The 15,952-nt window shown below is 69.9% G+C and carries 14 protein-coding genes; 9 read left to right on the top strand and 5 right to left on the bottom strand.

From position 1 onward, the window contains the following. Window positions 1-15 precede the first annotated feature (15 nt). Window positions 16-1,365, bottom strand: coding sequence for a 4-aminobutyrate--2-oxoglutarate transaminase (gene gabT, locus ACWDTS_RS04410; RefSeq protein WP_450108428.1), 1,350 nt, complete (start codon window positions 1,363-1,365; stop codon window positions 16-18). A 318-nt stretch (window positions 1,366-1,683) separates the two neighbouring features. Between gabT and ACWDTS_RS04405 the strand changes: the two genes are divergently transcribed. From ACWDTS_RS04405 to ACWDTS_RS04395, 3 genes are read left to right on the top strand one after another with little or no spacing between them, the layout of a single operon-like run. After that, window positions 1,684-3,306, top strand: coding sequence for a flavin-containing monooxygenase (locus ACWDTS_RS04405; RefSeq protein WP_450108429.1), 1,623 nt, complete (start codon window positions 1,684-1,686; stop codon window positions 3,304-3,306). 8 nt (window positions 3,307-3,314) lie between these two features. After that, complete coding sequence (locus tag ACWDTS_RS04400; RefSeq protein ID WP_450108447.1) at window positions 3,315-4,103, top strand: mycofactocin-coupled SDR family oxidoreductase; 789 nt, start codon at window positions 3,315-3,317, stop codon at window positions 4,101-4,103. A gap of 1 nt (window position 4,104) precedes the next feature. Next, window positions 4,105-4,935 carry a mycofactocin-coupled SDR family oxidoreductase gene (locus ACWDTS_RS04395; protein WP_248672884.1) on the top strand — a complete coding sequence of 277 codons (831 nt, stop codon included), beginning with the start codon at window positions 4,105-4,107 and terminating at the stop codon, window positions 4,933-4,935. Window positions 4,936-4,964: 29 nt separating this feature from the next. On the opposite strand, the gene ACWDTS_RS04390 is transcribed toward ACWDTS_RS04395, so the two are convergent. Further along, window positions 4,965-5,573 carry a TetR/AcrR family transcriptional regulator gene (locus ACWDTS_RS04390; RefSeq protein WP_450117655.1) on the bottom strand — a complete coding sequence of 203 codons (609 nt, stop codon included), beginning with the start codon at window positions 5,571-5,573 and terminating at the stop codon, window positions 4,965-4,967. A gap of 246 nt (window positions 5,574-5,819) precedes the next feature. Here ACWDTS_RS04390 and ACWDTS_RS04385 point away from each other — a divergent pair, with 246 nt between their 5' ends. Further along, window positions 5,820-6,608 carry an IclR family transcriptional regulator gene (locus ACWDTS_RS04385; RefSeq protein WP_248672886.1) on the top strand — a complete coding sequence of 263 codons (789 nt, stop codon included), beginning with the start codon at window positions 5,820-5,822 and terminating at the stop codon, window positions 6,606-6,608. A gap of 52 nt (window positions 6,609-6,660) precedes the next feature. On the opposite strand, the gene ACWDTS_RS04380 is transcribed toward ACWDTS_RS04385, so the two are convergent. The 3 genes from ACWDTS_RS04380 to ACWDTS_RS04370 are packed head-to-tail and all read right to left on the bottom strand — an operon-like array spanning window position 6,661 to window position 9,040. Continuing rightward, entirely contained in the window at window positions 6,661-7,359 is a 699-nt protein-coding gene (locus ACWDTS_RS04380) for a TetR/AcrR family transcriptional regulator (RefSeq protein WP_450108432.1), read from the bottom strand. Then, a complete protein-coding gene (locus tag ACWDTS_RS04375) occupies window positions 7,356-8,135 on the bottom strand; it encodes a Fic family protein (protein WP_450117654.1) in 780 nt (259 codons plus the stop codon). Before ACWDTS_RS04375 ends, ACWDTS_RS04380 begins: the two co-directional genes overlap by 4 nt. After that, on the bottom strand, window positions 8,132-9,040 hold the full coding sequence (locus tag ACWDTS_RS04370) for a putative nucleotidyltransferase substrate binding domain-containing protein (RefSeq protein ID WP_197252071.1): 909 nt from the start codon (window positions 9,038-9,040) through the stop codon (window positions 8,132-8,134). The genes ACWDTS_RS04375 and ACWDTS_RS04370 overlap by 4 nt, the downstream gene beginning before the upstream one ends. 143 nt (window positions 9,041-9,183) lie before the next feature. Here ACWDTS_RS04370 and ACWDTS_RS04365 point away from each other — a divergent pair, with 143 nt between their 5' ends. Genes ACWDTS_RS04365 through atzF form a run of 5 tightly spaced genes read left to right on the top strand, consistent with a single transcriptional unit; the run spans window position 9,184 to window position 15,950 of the window. Next, on the top strand, window positions 9,184-10,719 hold the full coding sequence (locus ACWDTS_RS04365) for an amino acid permease (RefSeq protein WP_450117653.1): 1,536 nt from the start codon (window positions 9,184-9,186) through the stop codon (window positions 10,717-10,719). Between the two features lie 25 nt (window positions 10,720-10,744). Beyond that, entirely contained in the window at window positions 10,745-11,593 is an 849-nt protein-coding gene (locus tag ACWDTS_RS04360) for an urea amidolyase associated protein UAAP1 (protein ID WP_450117652.1), read from the top strand. Further along, window positions 11,590-12,237 carry an urea amidolyase associated protein UAAP2 gene (locus tag ACWDTS_RS04355; protein ID WP_197252068.1) on the top strand — a complete coding sequence of 216 codons (648 nt, stop codon included), beginning with the start codon at window positions 11,590-11,592 and terminating at the stop codon, window positions 12,235-12,237. The genes ACWDTS_RS04360 and ACWDTS_RS04355 overlap by 4 nt, the downstream gene beginning before the upstream one ends. Window positions 12,238-12,240: 3 nt before the next feature. After that, entirely contained in the window at window positions 12,241-14,247 is a 2,007-nt protein-coding gene (locus ACWDTS_RS04350) for a 5-oxoprolinase/urea amidolyase family protein (protein ID WP_197252067.1), read from the top strand. Then, a complete protein-coding gene (gene atzF / locus ACWDTS_RS04345; protein ID WP_450108437.1) occupies window positions 14,244-15,950 on the top strand; it encodes an allophanate hydrolase in 1,707 nt (568 codons plus the stop codon). Before ACWDTS_RS04350 ends, atzF begins: the two co-directional genes overlap by 4 nt. Window positions 15,951-15,952: the final 2 nt, after the last annotated feature.

Below are 15,952 nucleotides of genomic sequence, written 5' to 3'. Positions count from 1 at the left end.
CTGCGTCGGAGAGGGTTACACCGCCCGGACTGCGTCCTCGAGCACATCGAGCGCCTCGACGAGCAGTTCGTCGGGGATCACCAGCGGCGGCAGCAGTCGGATCACGTTGCTGTAGGTGCCGCACGTGAGCAGCACGACGCCCTGCGCGAGCGCGGCCGCGGCGACCGCAGCGGTCGCGACCGGGTTGGGTTCGCGACTTCCGGGCATCACGAACTCGATCGCGAGCATCGCCCCGCGCCCGCGCACCTCCCCGACGATGTCGCATTCGTCGGCCAGCGCCTGCAATCGCGGCACCGCGATGTCGGCGATGTGCCGGGCGCGGGCAGGCAGGTCGAGATCACGCATCCGGGCCAGTGTCGCGAGCGCCGCCGCGCACGCGATCGGATTGCCGCCGTAGGTACCGCCGAGTCCGCCGGGGTGCACGGCGTCGAGCAGGTCGGCGCGCCCGGTGACCGCCGCGAGCGGCAGGCCGCCCGCGATGCCCTTGGCGAGGGTCATCAGGTCGGGCACCACCTGTTCGTGCTCGCAGGCGAACCAGCTACCGGTGCGGGCGAAGCCGGTCTGCACCTCGTCGGCCACGAACACGACACCGTGGTTGCGTGTCCAATCGGCCAGTGCCGGAAGGAAACCGGGTGCGGGCACGATGAATCCGCCCTCTCCCTGGATCGGTTCGATCACGATCGCCGCGACGTTCTCCGCGCCCACCTGCTTCTCGATCAGCGTGACGGCGCGGCGCGCGGCCTGCTCACCTGTGACCGGGGTGCCGTCGTATCCGAGGCCTTCCCGGAAGGGATAGGACATCGGCACCCGGTACACCTCGGGCGCGAACGGACCGAAACCGTGCTTGTACGGCATGTTCTTCGCAGTCATCGCCATCGTCAGGTTCGTGCGGCCGTGGTAGGCGTGATCGAACACCACGACGGCGTCGCGCCCGGTGGCGATGCGGGCGATCTTCACCGCGTTCTCGACCGCTTCGGCGCCGCTGTTGAACAGCACCGTGCGCTTGGGATGGTCACCGGGGGTCAGTTCCGCGAGCCGCTCGGCGACCTCGATGTACCCCTCGTACGGGGTGACCATGAAACAGGTGTGGGTGAATCGCCCGGCCTGTTCCCGAACTGCCTCCACGACAGCCGGATCGGACGCACCGACGCTGGTGACGGCGATTCCGGCACCGAGGTCGATCAGGGAGTTCCCGTCGACGTCGACGATGACGCCGCCGTCCGCGTCGGCGACGTAGACCGGCACGGACGATCCCACCCCGGCACCGACCGCCTGCCGGCGCCGTTCGGTCAGTTCCGTCGAGCGGGGCCCCGGCAGGGGAGTGCGGAGGCTTCGCCGCTGGGGAAGTCGGTATGCGAGGTTCATGACGGGCGTTCCTCGGTCGGTGCTGCAGGTGTGTTGTGCGTGTTCGGGTCGGAGCCGCTGTGCCGCGGCCACCGCCGGCGACAGTTCGTAGCCGACGTGGGCCGCAGCGATACCGGTGACCTCGACGATATCGGCGCAGACCGGGTCGGAGCCGGAGAATGCGCAACATGCGACGTCGACCGGAGCGGCGCCTCCGCCAGGGCGACCGCTGGCCGGGAGGATCGGTTTCGGCCCCGATACAGGCGCTCCTAGTGTCTCGGCACGAGCACGGTCCCCCTGCCGGCGTGTATCGGCCGGATTCGAAAGAGGTGTCCCATCGTGAACAGCAAGAGCGCCGCGGTCGACGTGGTGATTGTCGGTGCAGGTGTCGCCGGAATGTATGCCGCGCACACGTTGTGCCGGCACGGATTGACGGTCCAGGGGTTCGAGTCGGCGGGAGGAGTCGGGGGCACGTGGTACCACAACCGGTATCCGGGCGCTCGCTGCGACGTGGAGAGCGTCGACTACTCGTTCTCGTTCGACGACGACCTGCAACAGGAATGGACCTGGTCGGAACGGTTTGCGACGCAGCCGGAAATCCTCGCCTATCTCGAGCACGTCGCCGACAGGTTCGATCTGTGGCGTCACTTCCGGTTCTCGACGCGGGTGGTCTCGGCGGAATTCGACGAGGCCGACTCGGTGTGGCGGATCCGTACCGACGACGGTGAGGTCACCACCGGCCGATACTGCATCTTCGCCACCGGATGTCTTTCTGCCACCAACCTTCCCGACATTCCGGGCCGTGAGGACTTCCGGGGCGAGGCGTACCACACCGGTAGCTGGCCGCACGACGTGGTCGACTTCGCCGGTAAGCGTGTCGGGGTCATCGGGACGGGATCATCCGGGATGCAGTCGATTCCGCTCATCGCGGAGGAAGCCGATCATCTGTACGTCTTCCAGCGCACAGCCAACTATTCGATCCCGGCGGGCAATCGTCCCTTCGATGCCGAGACCATGCGCGAAATCAAGGCGACCTACGCGGAGCGACGCCGCCTGTCCAGACTCAGCGGGGGCGGTTCGCCGTTCACCCCGTACCCCCACGGCGCGCTCGATGTCACCGACGAGGAACGCACCCGGATCTACGACGAGTGGTGGAACCGTGGCGGAGTCCTGTTCAGCAAGGCGTTCCCCGATCAGCTGACCGATCTCGAGGCCAACGACACCGCCCGTGTGTACTGGGAGAACAAGATCCGGCAGATCGTGACCGATCCGGAGCTCGCCGCGACGCTGATTCCCGACGATCATCCGATCGGGACGAAGAGGATCGTCACGGATTCCGGCTATTTCGCAACCTTCAACCGCGACAACGTGACCCTCGTCGATCTCGAGCGCACCCCGATCGATCGGATCACCGAATCCGGTATCGCGACCACCGGCGGACAGTACGATCTCGACATCATCGTCTATGCAACCGGTTTCGATGCCATGACCGGCGCGTTGAGCCGGATCGACATCCGAGGTCGCGACAACCGGCGTCTGGTCGACGAATGGGCGGCCGGCCCTCGTACCTACCTCGGGCTGGGGGTGAACGGATTCCCGAACATGTTCCTGGTCAACGGTCCCGGTAGCCCGGGACCGCTGGCGAACATGGTGCTCACCTCGGAGCAGCACCTCGACTGGATCGTCGATTGCATCGAGTACATCGACGAGCGGGGAGCCGCGACCATCGAAGCCGACTCGGATGCGGTCGACGCGTGGGTCGCCGAATTGAACGAGCGGGCATCGACAACGCTGTTCCCTTCGGCGAACTCGTGGTACCTGGGGGCCAACATCCCCGGTAAGCCGAGGGTGTTCATGCCGTTCATCGGCGGATTCGCAGCGTACGGCCAGATCCTCGACGAGGTCGCCGAGGCGGGTTACAAGGGATTCGCGCTCGGCGGCCCGGCACGAAAGGTGTTGTAGTGCAGAAGATGGCAGGTTCGCGTGTTCTGGTCACCGGCGCGGCAGGAGGCATGGGCAGAAGTCATTGCGTGACCCTGGCGCAGGCGGGGGCCGACGTGCTCGCGCTCGACCTCGAGGACACGCGCCACGAACTCGACGCCACCGCAGAGGCGGTCCGTGCCACCGGACGAACCTGCGTCGCGGAGACCGCCGACATCCGGGACACGGCGGCGTTGCGGGCGGCCGTCGACCGGGGAGCGAACGTGCTCGGGGGTCTCGACGTGGTGGTCGCGAACGCGGGGGTGTACGACGTCCCCGGCCCGTCGTGGACGATCGACCCGCAGACGTGGCGTCGGTCGCTGGACGTGAACCTCACCGGCACGTGGAACACGGTCCGGGCGGGTGTCGCGCATTTCGCGGGTGGCGGGTCGGTGATTCTCGTCAGTTCCACGGCGGGTATCAAAGCGATTCCGTCCGCGGCGCACTATTCGGCGGCCAAGCATGCCGTGATCGGTCTTGCGCGCACGCTGGCGAACGAGCTCGGTTCCCGGTCGATCCGGGTCAACACGGTGCACCCCGGGTCGGTGCGCACTCCGATGATCATCAACAGCCGGGTGTTCTCGAGATTGTGCCCGGACGTGGACAACCCGACCGAGGCCGATGCGGCCGCTGTGCTCGCGTCCCGCAATCTGCTGCCGGTTCCGTGGGTGGACCCGGTGGACGTGAGCAATGCGGTGCTCTTCCTGGCGAGCGAGGACTCCCGTTACATCACCGGCACGCAACTCGTCGTCGATGCCGGTCTGACCCAGAAGGTTTGAGATGAGTGGACGTTTGGACGGCAAGGTCGCGCTGATCACGGGCGCGGCCCGGGGCATCGGACGTGCACAGGCCGTGCGCTTCGCACAGGAAGGCGCCGACATCGTTGCCGTCGATCTGTGTGGACCGACCGAGACGGTGTCGACTCCACCGTCGACGCGGGAAGATCTCGAGGAAACCGTGTCGCAGGTGCGGGCTCTCGGTCGCAAGGCCGATCCGTACATCGCGGACGTGCGCGACCTCGAGGCGCTGCGGGAGGTGGCAGATCGCGGCGTGGAGGCGTTCGGGGGAATCGATATCGTCTGTGCGACAGCGGGAATCACGTCGTCGGCACCCTCCCTCGAGCTCGACGACACGGCATGGCAGACGATGCTCGACGTGAACCTGACCGGGGTGTGGCACACCTGCACCGCGACGGTGGAGCACCTGATCGCACGTGGGGGAGGATCGATCGTCATCACCAGTTCCATTGCGGGACTAAGGGGTTTGGTCGGAGTGTCCCACTACACCGCGGCCAAGCACGGCGTGGTCGGCCTGATGCGGGCCCTGTCGGGGGAGGTCGCGCAGTACGGGATCCGTGTGAACACGGTGCATCCGACCAACGTGAACACGACGATGATCCAGAATCCCTCGGTGCGCAAGGTGTTCCGACCCGACAGGGACGAGCCCACGCTCGACGAGTTCGCCGAGGCCGCCAGGACGATGAACATGCTGCCGATCCCGTGGGTCGAACCCGTGGACGTCGCCAACGCGTCGCTGTTCCTGGCCTCGGACGAAGCCCGGTACATCACGTCGGTGGCGCTTCCGGTGGATGCGGGCAGCACGCAGCGCTGACCCGACGAATCGTCTGCAGGGGTGAACCGTCAGGCGCGGCGGGGACGCCACCCTTCGATCAGCGGTGTCAAGGCATGGATGTGGAGGGCGCGCAGGTCCTCGATGCGAGGCTGCTCGGCACCGAAGAGCCACTCCATGTATGCCGCGCGGGAGGCGGTGAAGATCATCTGGGCGACGAGGCGGCGAAGGAAGCGGTCGTCGGCGTAGATCGAGGAGCGGGCGAGCAGGTCGGCGAGACTGTCGATGAGCCGGTCCTCGGTGTATTCCCAGCGGAGGCGGTACTCGGGTGAGGCCATGAGGAGCTGGAGCAGTTGACGCCAGCCGCCGGCGTCGTCGGCGAGTTCGGCGGTGAGCGCACCCACGATCACGGCGACGACGTCGTTGCCGCCGGGGCGGGCATCGAACTGCTCGACCAGGCTCTCGGCGGACCGTTCGAACAAGGGGGACACGACGTCTTCCTTCGCTGCGAAGTGGCGGTGGAAGGTCCGTACCGACACCCCCGCCTGCTGTGCGATGGCGTCGACGGTCACGGAGGTCGAGTTGTTCTCGAGGAACAAGTCCCGAGCAGCCGTCGCTATCGCAAACCGCACGTCGGCATACCGGCGCTCGGCCAGAGTGCTCGCTCGTCTCTTCGGCATGGCGCGCCTTTCTCGTGATCGTCGACGACAGGATCGGGGTGATCGATGTGAATTCTCCCGTGTCCTCGCCGGCGGTAGGCGGTCCGGGCTTCGCGACGGGTGCGCCGGAGAGATCTCGACTGCACTGTTGTGAGTGTAGTCACATGGTGGCATAATCTGCCAATCAAGGCAGTTTGTGCCACGTTGGAGGTTGTCTTGCAGTCGTCGAATCGTGCCGAGTCACCCATTGCCATGGTCGATCGCATCATGTCCGTACTCGAGGCCTTCTCGGGTGGTGAATCCTTGACGCTGGCGCAGGTCTCGCGTCGAACCGGTGTGCCGCGATCGTCCGTGCATCGGTTGCTCACGCGTCTGTCGGAGTTGGGCGCGCTCGACCGAACCGGCTTCGAGTACCGCGTCGGAATGCGGCTGTTCGACATCGGCAGTCATGCGCTCGACAAGGACGCCGTGCACCGGGTCGCGTTGCCGTACATGAACCGGCTCGGCAGAGCCACCGGTGCCAGCGTGTACCTCGCGACGCTTTCCGGCTCCGACATCGTCTACACCGAGGGAATCTGGACGGATTGGGCGGCGCCTCGCCGTCCCGGCATCACCCAGCCCGCCCACCTGACGGCGGCGGGCAGGATGCTCCTCGCGTGCCTTCCCGAGGACGAGCTCCTCGATCACCTTCCCGGCAACCCGGGTTCGCCGCGGCCGAACTCCGGTTCGGCGGCGGACCTGCGCAGGGAACTGCGTGAGATCCGTGAACGCGGAGTGTGTGTCAGCCGCGGCAGCATCGTGCGGGATTCCGTCGCCTACGCGGTCCAGATCGGTCCTCCCGGCTACGCGACGACCGCGCTGAGCGTATGGGGCCCCACCGAACAGATGCGCTCGACCGAGATCGTCTCCCTGCTCCGGCAGACCGGACGCGCGATCTGGGATGCGGCGCAGCGCGGAGCCGGGCGTCCGCCGCAAGAGTGGCGGGGCGGCGCGCACCCGACGGGCGAGAAAGGCGATCGCCGGGTTTCCCCGGCCTACGCTGCCGTCGGGCTCTGACCGGCGGCCCGACGGTGAGGAGCAGGTTTGTCCGACCGAGCGACGGAGACCTTCACTCCGGCCGGTCGTCGCCCGGGGATGGGGCGGCGTGGCGATGGGCGGCCACCAGTTCGGTGCCGGCCGCCCGGAGTGTGTCGGTCGGTTCGATGCCCAGGATGCGCAGCGCGCTGTCGGCGACGAGTCCCGCCGACGCCGGCAACGGGCCGTCGGCGGGGGCGGCGATCGTCGGGTCGTCCGCGCGGATCGCGATCACCGATTCGGTGACCCGCACCGGCAGGGCGCACCGCGGATCCTTAGGGTCCGCGACGACCTGCGCCGCGAGAGTCCGGTAGATGCCGTGCAATTCGCGACGCTTGGCGTGGAACGCGGACAAGCCCGGCGCATCCGCCTCCGGAATCAGGTACAGCCGGCCCAGATTGGACCGGTCCGTCAGTAGATTCCACGAGTCGCCCGCCGTCAGGGCCCACAGCAGCAGCGCGGGATCGCCGCCCAGCTCGGCGAGGGTGCGCGCGTACCGCAGCGACGGCTCGACCGTCGAATCGAGCAGCGCCGCGAGAATCGATTCCTTGGTGGGGAAGTGGTGGTAGAGCGACGCCTGCCGGATCCCCACCGAGTCGGCGATCGCGCGTGTCGAGGTCGCGGCGAAACCCCGCGTGACGAACAATTCGCCTGCGGCATCGAGGATTTCCTCGCGACCCGACGCGCCGGGGCGTCGGCTCTCCACGAGGCGCGGTCGTCCGGGTCCGGTCACGATGCCTCACTCTGCCACATCCCGACCACCCGTTCGACGACCGGCACGAACGGCGCGGCGGGGACCCGGTGATCGCTGTCTGCGGCGGCCATCGCTGCCCGCGAGGCATCCATCCACGCGGTGCGGTCGATGCGGCGCAGATCGAACGGCAGTCCGGCGCGGCGGGCGAGGACGGCGAGCAGGGTCGTCGCGGTGCGGCCGTTCCCCTCCCGGAACGGGTGCACTGCAACGAGATCAGAAACGAGAGATGCTGCGGACGAGGTGAATTCGGTGGGGCAGAGGGTGGCGGCGCCGGCCTCGAGTGCCGCCGTGCGCGCTGCGAGATGCGGAACCGGCAGGAACCTCGCGTCGGCCTTGCGCAGGTCGACGATGCGCTGCTGCCCGGCCCACGGATAGACGTCGCCGAACAGGTGCTGGTGGATCGACGCGACGAGCGGAACGTCCGGCACGACCGCCCCCAGGTGGATCTCGGCGATCCGCGCTGCGCACACGCGATGCTCGGCCTCCGCCAGCGCTGCCGGATTGGCGAGTCCGATTCCGTTGCGCAGCAAGGATGTTCCGCGCACGTAGTAGGGGCGGTAGCGGCGCAGCAGCCGGGGTCGCTGCTCGCTCGGGTCGAGCGCGCGTGCCGCCGCGACCGCGGCGGCGATGTACTCGCCGCGCCCCAGCACCCCGGTCGCGAACGCGGTGAGGGCGGCGCGGGCGTCGTCGTCGGGTCGCCACCCTTCGAGTTCCTGAGCGTGTATCGCCTGCGCGACGGCGTACTCGGCGTTCACGGCCCGTCCGGGCGGGTGAACGACGACGCGGACAGTCGATAGTCGAGGACGCGCTGGATGCCGGCGACCGTGCGCGAGACCCACCGGATGGTGGCGCGCTCGGAGGGACGGAACCCGGTCAGGGGCTCGGGGCCGTCGATGCCGGGGCCGGAGAGAGCGCGGCGCGTGACGATGTCGAGGATCTCGTGGTGGCAACGCTGCAGGTCGGCGATCTCGTCGGCCTCGAGGTACTCGCCGGGCCGGGCCGCGGTCAGTCGCTCCCCGGTGGCGTGCCCGCCGGTCCCGCCCGCGAGTGCCGCCCAGCGCGCGATCTTGCGCACGGGGGTCAGCAGGTCCTGCTTGAGGTCGACGTTCGGGGCGGAGACCAGCGGAAACGCCGGACGCACGTGCGGCCGGTGGGAGAGCGCGTCGGACAGCACCGCGTTCAGGCAACGCGGATGGGTGCGTATCGCCGCGGCGAGCACCTCGCTCAGATCGGGGTCGGGACGGTCACCGACCGGGCGTGCGTCGGCGAGCAGTCCGATCATGACGATGCCACGGTCCTCGAGCGGGTTGGCGGCCCAACGGGTGATCGCGGCGCGCCATTCGTCCGGGGTGCGGCGCAGTCGTCGTTGCAGCGGGGTGGCTCCGTTCGGGTCGACGATGACCCCGGGTACGCGCAGGGCGGCGGCGTCGAAACCGTCGTCGGGGGTCGCGGTGACGGCCAGGGCATCGAGGTCGGATCCCGGCAGTGCCTCGCCGCGGCCGAGGCTGCCGGTGACCCACACCTGAACGTCGGTGCGCCCGTCGAGGGCGGTGCGCAGTTCGTCGACGCAGAGCCGCGACCATTCGGCCGCGATGTGCTCAGACGTTGCCCCGCGGGCGAATTCGGAGCGCAGGCGCGCGTGGTCGGTGGTGGTCGGCATGCAGCGATAGTGACACACCGACGCCGTGTCACACGTTCGCAACACAGGTAGCCCATTCGAAACATTGCCGTCACCGCGCAGGAATGAGCGCACCTAAAACTGTCACCCGACAGGTTTTGACGGTTGCGCGAATCGAGGACACCATGGCATTGACGACGCCCGCCGCAGCGCCCCCCGAAAAAGGCGGCGACGCAGTAGATCTCGCCGAATTCGGCTACGAACAGCAGCTCCACCGCTCCCTCGGGAAGTTCGCCTCGTTCGCGGCGGGATTCTCGTTCGTCTCGATCCTCACCACGATCTTCCAGCTGTTCGGCCTCGGCTTCGGGTTCGCCGGACCCGCCTTCTTCTGGACCTGGCCCGTCGTGTTCGCCGGCCAGTTCCTCGTCGCCCTGTGCTTCGCCGAACTCGCCGCCCGCTACCCGCTCTCCGGTGCGATCTACCAGTGGTCCCGCCGCCTCGGCGGCGAGGTGCTCGGCTGGTTCGGCGGCTGGTTCATGATCCTCGCGCAGATCGTCACCGCCTCCGCCGCCGCGATCGCCCTGCAGGTCGTGCTGCCGACCGTGTGGTCCGGCTTCCAGATCATCGGCGACGACACCTCGCTCACCTCGGCCAGCGGCGCCGCCAACGCCGTCCTGCTCGGCACCGTCCTGCTCGTCGTCACCACCACGATCAACTGCGTCGGGGTGCGCTGGATGGCGCGGGTCAACACCATCGGCGTCATCTGCGAGATCGTCGGTGTCATCGCAGTCATCGGCGTCTTCTTCACCCACGCACAGCGCGGCCCCCAGGTCGTCTTCGACACGGGCATCCACGCAGGTCAGAGCGGCTACGGATGGGCGTGGATCGCCTCCGGCCTGATGGCCGCCTACGTCATGGTCGGGTTCGGCTCCGCCGGTGAGCTCGCCGAGGAGACCCGCGACCCCCGCCGCGTCGCCCCGCGCACCATCCGCATGGCGCTGAGCGTGTCCGCACTCGGTGGCGGCCTCATGATCCTCGGCGCGCTCATGGCCGCACCCAGCCTCACCGACGGCCGTCTCGCCGCCGAAGGCCTGCCGTACGTGCTCGACACCGTGCTGTCCTCGCCGTGGGGCACCGTGCTGCTCGTCGACGTCGCCATCGCGATCCTCATCTGCACCCTCGCGATCCAGACCGCCGCGTCCCGCTTGATGTTCTCGATGGCCCGCGACGAACGCCTCCCGTTCTCCAAGACCCTCGCGAGCGTCAACCGCCGCACCGGCACCCCCATCGCCCCGTCCATCGTCGTCGGCCTCGCCTGCGTCGCGGTGCTGCTGCTCAACGTCGGTAACTCGGCGATCTTCTCGACCCTGGCCAGCGTGTGCATCATCGCGATCTACCTCGCCTACCTGCTGGTGACCGCCCCGATGCTGTACCGGCGGCTGACCGGCGGCTGGGTCTCCGGCGACGGCGGCACCGACGCCGAGGGCCGCCCCCTGTTCTCCCTGGGCCGCTGGGGTGTGCTCGTCAACGCCCTGGCCGTGCTCTACGGGCTGGTGATGGTCGTGAACCTGTCGTGGCCGCGCGCCGAGATCTTCGATCCGGCGGGCGACACCCCGATCCTGCGCTGGGCCGGACCGATCTCCATCGTCGCGATCGTCGCCCTCGGCATCCTGTGCTTCCCCCGCGGCCGGACCCACCCGCGCCCCGTCCGCTCGCTCTGACCGCCCGCTTTCCCCAGGAGTCACCATGACCGCCACCACCACCGCAGCCCGCGACCACGCCCGCTCCCAGGCCGGGCAGCACGACGGCCCCATGCCCATCGTCCCCGCCTCCGCCTGGCCGAACCCGCCGGCCGGAGTCGACGCCGACGCACTGGTGTGGGCCGAGACCGTGCCCGGCGGCCGCTACACCTCCAAGGTGCTCGCCCGCGGCACCCGGCTGCGGCTGACCGACCTCGACGGCCGCGGCTGCGCCCACCTGATGCTCTGGCGCGCCGACGCCCCCTGGGAGCGGCTCAACGTCGCCGACACCGTCAAGGTGCCGTGGCAGGCGTACCTCGGCGTCGACCACCCCCTCCTCGACGACCAGGGCCGCGTCCTCGCGACGATCGTCGCCGACACGTCCGGCCGACACGACGCGCTGTGCGGCACCACCACCGCCGTCGGCAACACCGCCCGCTACGGCGACGGCTCGGTGCACTCCGGCTCCCCGGCCGGACGGGAACTGCTCACCCTCGCCGCCCTCAAGCACGGCCTCGGTCCCCGCGACGTCGCCCCGACCGTCTCGTTCTTCCACGGGGTGCGGGCCGACGAGGACGGCACCCTGGTTCCCACCGGCAACGCCGGACCGGGTGCGAGTGTCGAACTGCTGCTCCACCTTCCGCTGATCGTCGCGGTCGCGAACACCGCGCACCCCCTCGACGAATCGCCCACCTTCGACACCACCACGATCGAACTGCTCGCCTGGCGCGCGCCCGCCGACCTCGCCGCACTCGCCGCCCGCGCCGCCGAGATCGGGCCCGAATACGACCGCGCGCACCGCAACACCGAAGACGTCCACGCCGCCGCCCTGCCGACCGAAGGGAATCTCGCATGACCGCCACCACCGCCCCCGCACCCCTCGTCCCCGGCACCGTGATCCTCGACGAGACGGTCGCGCCCCGCGGCCCGTGGTCGGCGATCGTCGCCGCCGGTGACGTGCTCACCATCGTCGACCTGTACGGCAACCAGGCCGTCGACACCCTGTTCTACGGCGCCGCGGACACCACGATCCGCTACAGCGCCCAGGCCACCATCACCGCGCAGCGCTCGCTGTTCCTGACCACCGGATCGGTGATCCGCGACCAGGAGGGCAACCCGATGATGACGATCGTCGCCGACGAGGTCGGCAACCACGACACCATCGGCGGGGCCTGCTCGCAGGAATCGAACACCCTGCGCTACGGCCACCACACCCGCCACCAGCACGCGTGCGTCGAGAACTTTCTCGCCGAGGGCGCGAAATACGGCCTGGGCAAACGGGATCTGGTCGGCAACGTCAACTTCTTCATGAACGTGCCGGTCGACCCGGACGGCACCCTCGGCATCGTCGACGGACTGTCCGCACCCGGTCGCCGGCTCGCGCTGCGCGCCGAGATCGACACCCTCGTGCTCGTGTCCAACTGCCCGCAGATCAACAACCCCTGCAACGGATTCGACCCCACCGCCGTGCAGATGATCGTCACCCGACCGGAGGCCTGACCCATGAGCGCGACCTGCACCGTCCTGCGTCCCGGACCGCTCACCACCGTCCAGGACTGGCCCGGACGCGTCGGCTACTGGAAGATCGGCGTCCCGCCGTCCGGTCCGATGGACGACCTGTCGTTCCGTCTCGCGAACCTCGCGGTCGGCAACGACGAGGGCACCGCCGGACTCGAGGCCACCATGGCCGGCCCGCGCCTGCGCTTCGACGCCGAGACCACGGTCGCGGTCACCGGCGCGGCCGCCACGGTCACCGTCGACGGCCGTCCCGTCCCGCAGTGGACACCGGTCACCGTCCCGGCGGGCGGGGTCCTCGACGTCGGCGCCGTCACCGGTGCAGGTCTGCGCGTCTACATCGCCGTCGCCGGCGGCATCGACGTCGACCCCTACCTCGGGTCCGGGGCGACGTTCACCCTCGGCAAGTTCGGCGGCGTCTCCGGGCGGGTGCTCGCCGACGGCGACGCGCTGCCGCTCGGTACGTCCACCGGAACGCCGCGGCGCCTCACCGCCGAGGAGATCCCCGCGATCGGCCACGACTGGACCATCGCGGTCACCGAAGGGCCGCACGGAGCGCCGGAGTTCTTCACCCGCAAGGACATCGACACCCTCTACGGCACCGCGTACGCCGTCCACCACAACTCCGACCGCACCGGCGTCCGCCTCATCGGACCCAAGCCCACGTGGGCGCGACCCGACGGCGGGGAAGCGGGCCTGCACCCGTCGAACATCCACGACACCCCCTACACGGTCGGTGCCCTCGACTTCACCGGCGACACCCCGATCCTGCTCGGCCCCGACGGACCGAGCCTCGGCGGCTTCGTCTGCCCGGTCACCGTCGTCACCGCCGACCGCTGGAAGATGGGGCAGCTCGCTCCCGGCGACAGGCTGCGCTTCGTCCCGGTGCGCGCCGCGAACGTCGCCTCGCCCAAGGTGTTCGGACCCGCCCGCCGCGCGGCGGTGCCCGTCGTCGGCGGTATCGGCGACGGCGACGACGGTGTGCTGCACCGCGGCGCGACCGCGGACGGCACCACATCGGTGACGGTGCGACGCAGCGGCGACGACAACATCCTCGTCGAGTACGGCACCATGTCGCTGGACCTGGTGCTGCGTGCCCGCGTGCACGCGCTGCAGACCGCCCTCGAGCAGGCCGGGCTGCGCGGCCTCGTCGATCTGACCCCCGGAATCCGTTCCCTGCAAGTGAAATTCGATCCGACGGTGACGAACACCCGCTCGGTGCTCGGTGCCGTGCTCGAGACGGAGGCGGCGCTGCCCGCCGCGGACCGGCTCGTCGTCCCCAGTCGCACCGTGCGGCTGCCGCTGAGCTGGGACGACCCGTCCACGCGACTGGCCACCGAACGTTACATGCACGGAGTGCGCGCCGATGCCCCGTGGTGCCCGTGGAACATCGAGTTCATCCGCCGCATGAACGGCCTGGATTCGGTCGACGACGTGTACAAGACCGTGTACGACGCGTCCTACCTCGTGCTCGGTCTCGGCGACGTGTATCTCGGTGCGCCCGTGGCGACCCCGCTCGATCCCCGGCACCGGCTCGTCACCACCAAATACAACCCGGCCCGCACCTGGACCCCGGAGAACGCGGTCGGCATCGGCGGCGCCTACCTGTGCATCTACGGGATGGAAGGCCCCGGCGGCTACCAGTTCGTGGGCCGCACCACCCAGGTGTGGAACCACCGATTCCCCGAGGGCGCAGGCGGATTCGAACCCGAACACCCGTGGCTGCTGCGGTTCTTCGACCGCATCTCCTGGTACCCCGTCTCCGCCGAGGAACTGCTCGACCTGCGCGCCGACACCGCCGCCGGACGCGGCCGCGTCGACATCACCGAGGGCGAATTCTCCCTCGCCGAGCACCTCGCGTTCCTCGAGCGCGAAGCCGACTCGATCGGTGCGGTTCGCGCGACAATGGAAGCGGCCCGCGACGAGGAACGCGCCCGCTGGGAAGCGGACGGCGAACTCTCCCGCGGCACCCGACTCGGAAAGGCGGCAGCATGACCGACCGTGTGACACAGGCCTACGCGCGACTGCGCGAGGCGGATCGCCCCGAGGTGTTCGTGCACCTGCGCGACGAAGCCGATGTCACCGCCGAGTACGCCGAATCATTGCGTCGCGGTGGGGAACTCGCGGGCGTCCTGCTGGCCGTGAAGGACAACGTCGACGTCGCGGGCCTGCCCACGACCGCCGCCTGCCCCGGCTACAGCTACGTCCCCGACGCCGATGCCGCCGCGGTCGCGGCACTGCGGGCGGCCGGCGCCGTCGTCGTCGGCAAGACCAACCTCGACCAGTTCGCCACCGGGCTCGTCGGAACCCGCAGCCCGTACGGGGCGGTCCGCGACGCGCGGCGGCCCGAGTACGTCTCCGGCGGGTCGTCGTCCGGGTCCGCGGTCGCGGTCGCGCTCGGGATCGTGGACATCGCGATCGGCACCGACACCGCCGGTTCCGGCCGGGTCCCGGCCGCGTTCCAGGGGATCGTCGGGATCAAACCGACGGTCGGGGCGGTCGCGACCACGGGGGTGGTGCCGGCCTGCGCCGAGTACGACTGCGTGACGATCTTCGCCCGCGACCTTCCGTCCGCCGAACGCGCGGTCGCGATCATGGCGACTGCCCCCGGCGGCCGGTCGTGGCCGGCGGACGTGCCGCTGGCCGCGGCGCCCGGTGCCGCGCTCGCGGTGCCCCGCGATCTTCCGGAACTCGACGAACGGTGGCGCGCCGCGTTCGCCGCAGCCGTCGAGCAGGCACGAGCGGCCGGGTTCACGATCGTCGAGATCGACCTCGACGACTTCCTCGCCGCAGCCCGGCTGCTGTACGACGGGGCGCTCGTCGCGCAGCGGTGGGATGCGGTCGGTGAGTTCGTCGAGGCCGCCGATTACGGCGACCAGGAGACGGGGCTCGATCCGGTGGTCGCCGGGATCGTGCGGGGTGCGGCCCGGTTCTCCGCCGTCGACCTGCTGCGTGACCGCGCGAAACTCGCCGCGCTGCGAGACCGGGCGATGACCGTGTGGGGTGACTGCGCGGCGCTGCTGGTGCCGACCGCGCCGTTCCACCCGACGATCGCCGAGGTTGCGGCGGACCCGGTCGGGGTCAACTCGCGGCTGGGGACCTACACGAACTTCTGCAATCTGTTCGACCTGTGCGGGGTCGCGGTCCCGGCCGGTGAGGTCGTCGAAAGCGACGGCAGCACAGCACAGTTCGGCGTGACGGTGCTCGCGCCGGCCGGGCACGACGCGGTCGCGGCCGACGTGGCGGCACGCCTGACCGGGACGCCGCGCGACCCGTCATCGCCGTCGTGGCCGGAACAGGCCGGGGCGCAGGCGTTTCCGTTGATCGTGTTCGGTGCGCACCTGCACGACCAGCCGCTCGCCGGTCAGCTCACCGCGCTCGGTGCCCGCTGGGCCGGACCGGTCTCGACGGCACCGGAGTACCGGATGACCGCGTTGCCCACGCAGCCGCCGAAGCCTGCGGTGGTGCGCTGCGCCGACGGCGGGGCGTCGCTGGAAGGGGAGCGGTGGGTGTGCTCACCCGCGGCGCTCGGCCGCTTCCTGGCGGCGCTGCCCGCCCCGATGGGGCTCGGGTCGGTGCAGCTGGCCGACGGCACGTGGGAGACCGGGTTCGTCTGCGGCGACGACGCCGCGTCCGCGGCTCCCGACATCACCGCCGCTGGGTCCTGGCGCACCCACCTCGCCGCGGCCCTCGTGTAGCC

The organism is Rhodococcus sp. NPDC003383 (assembly GCF_053589115.1).
The sequence above is the reverse complement of the archived record's forward strand: the minus strand, read 5'-3'. Positions and strand labels throughout refer to the sequence as shown.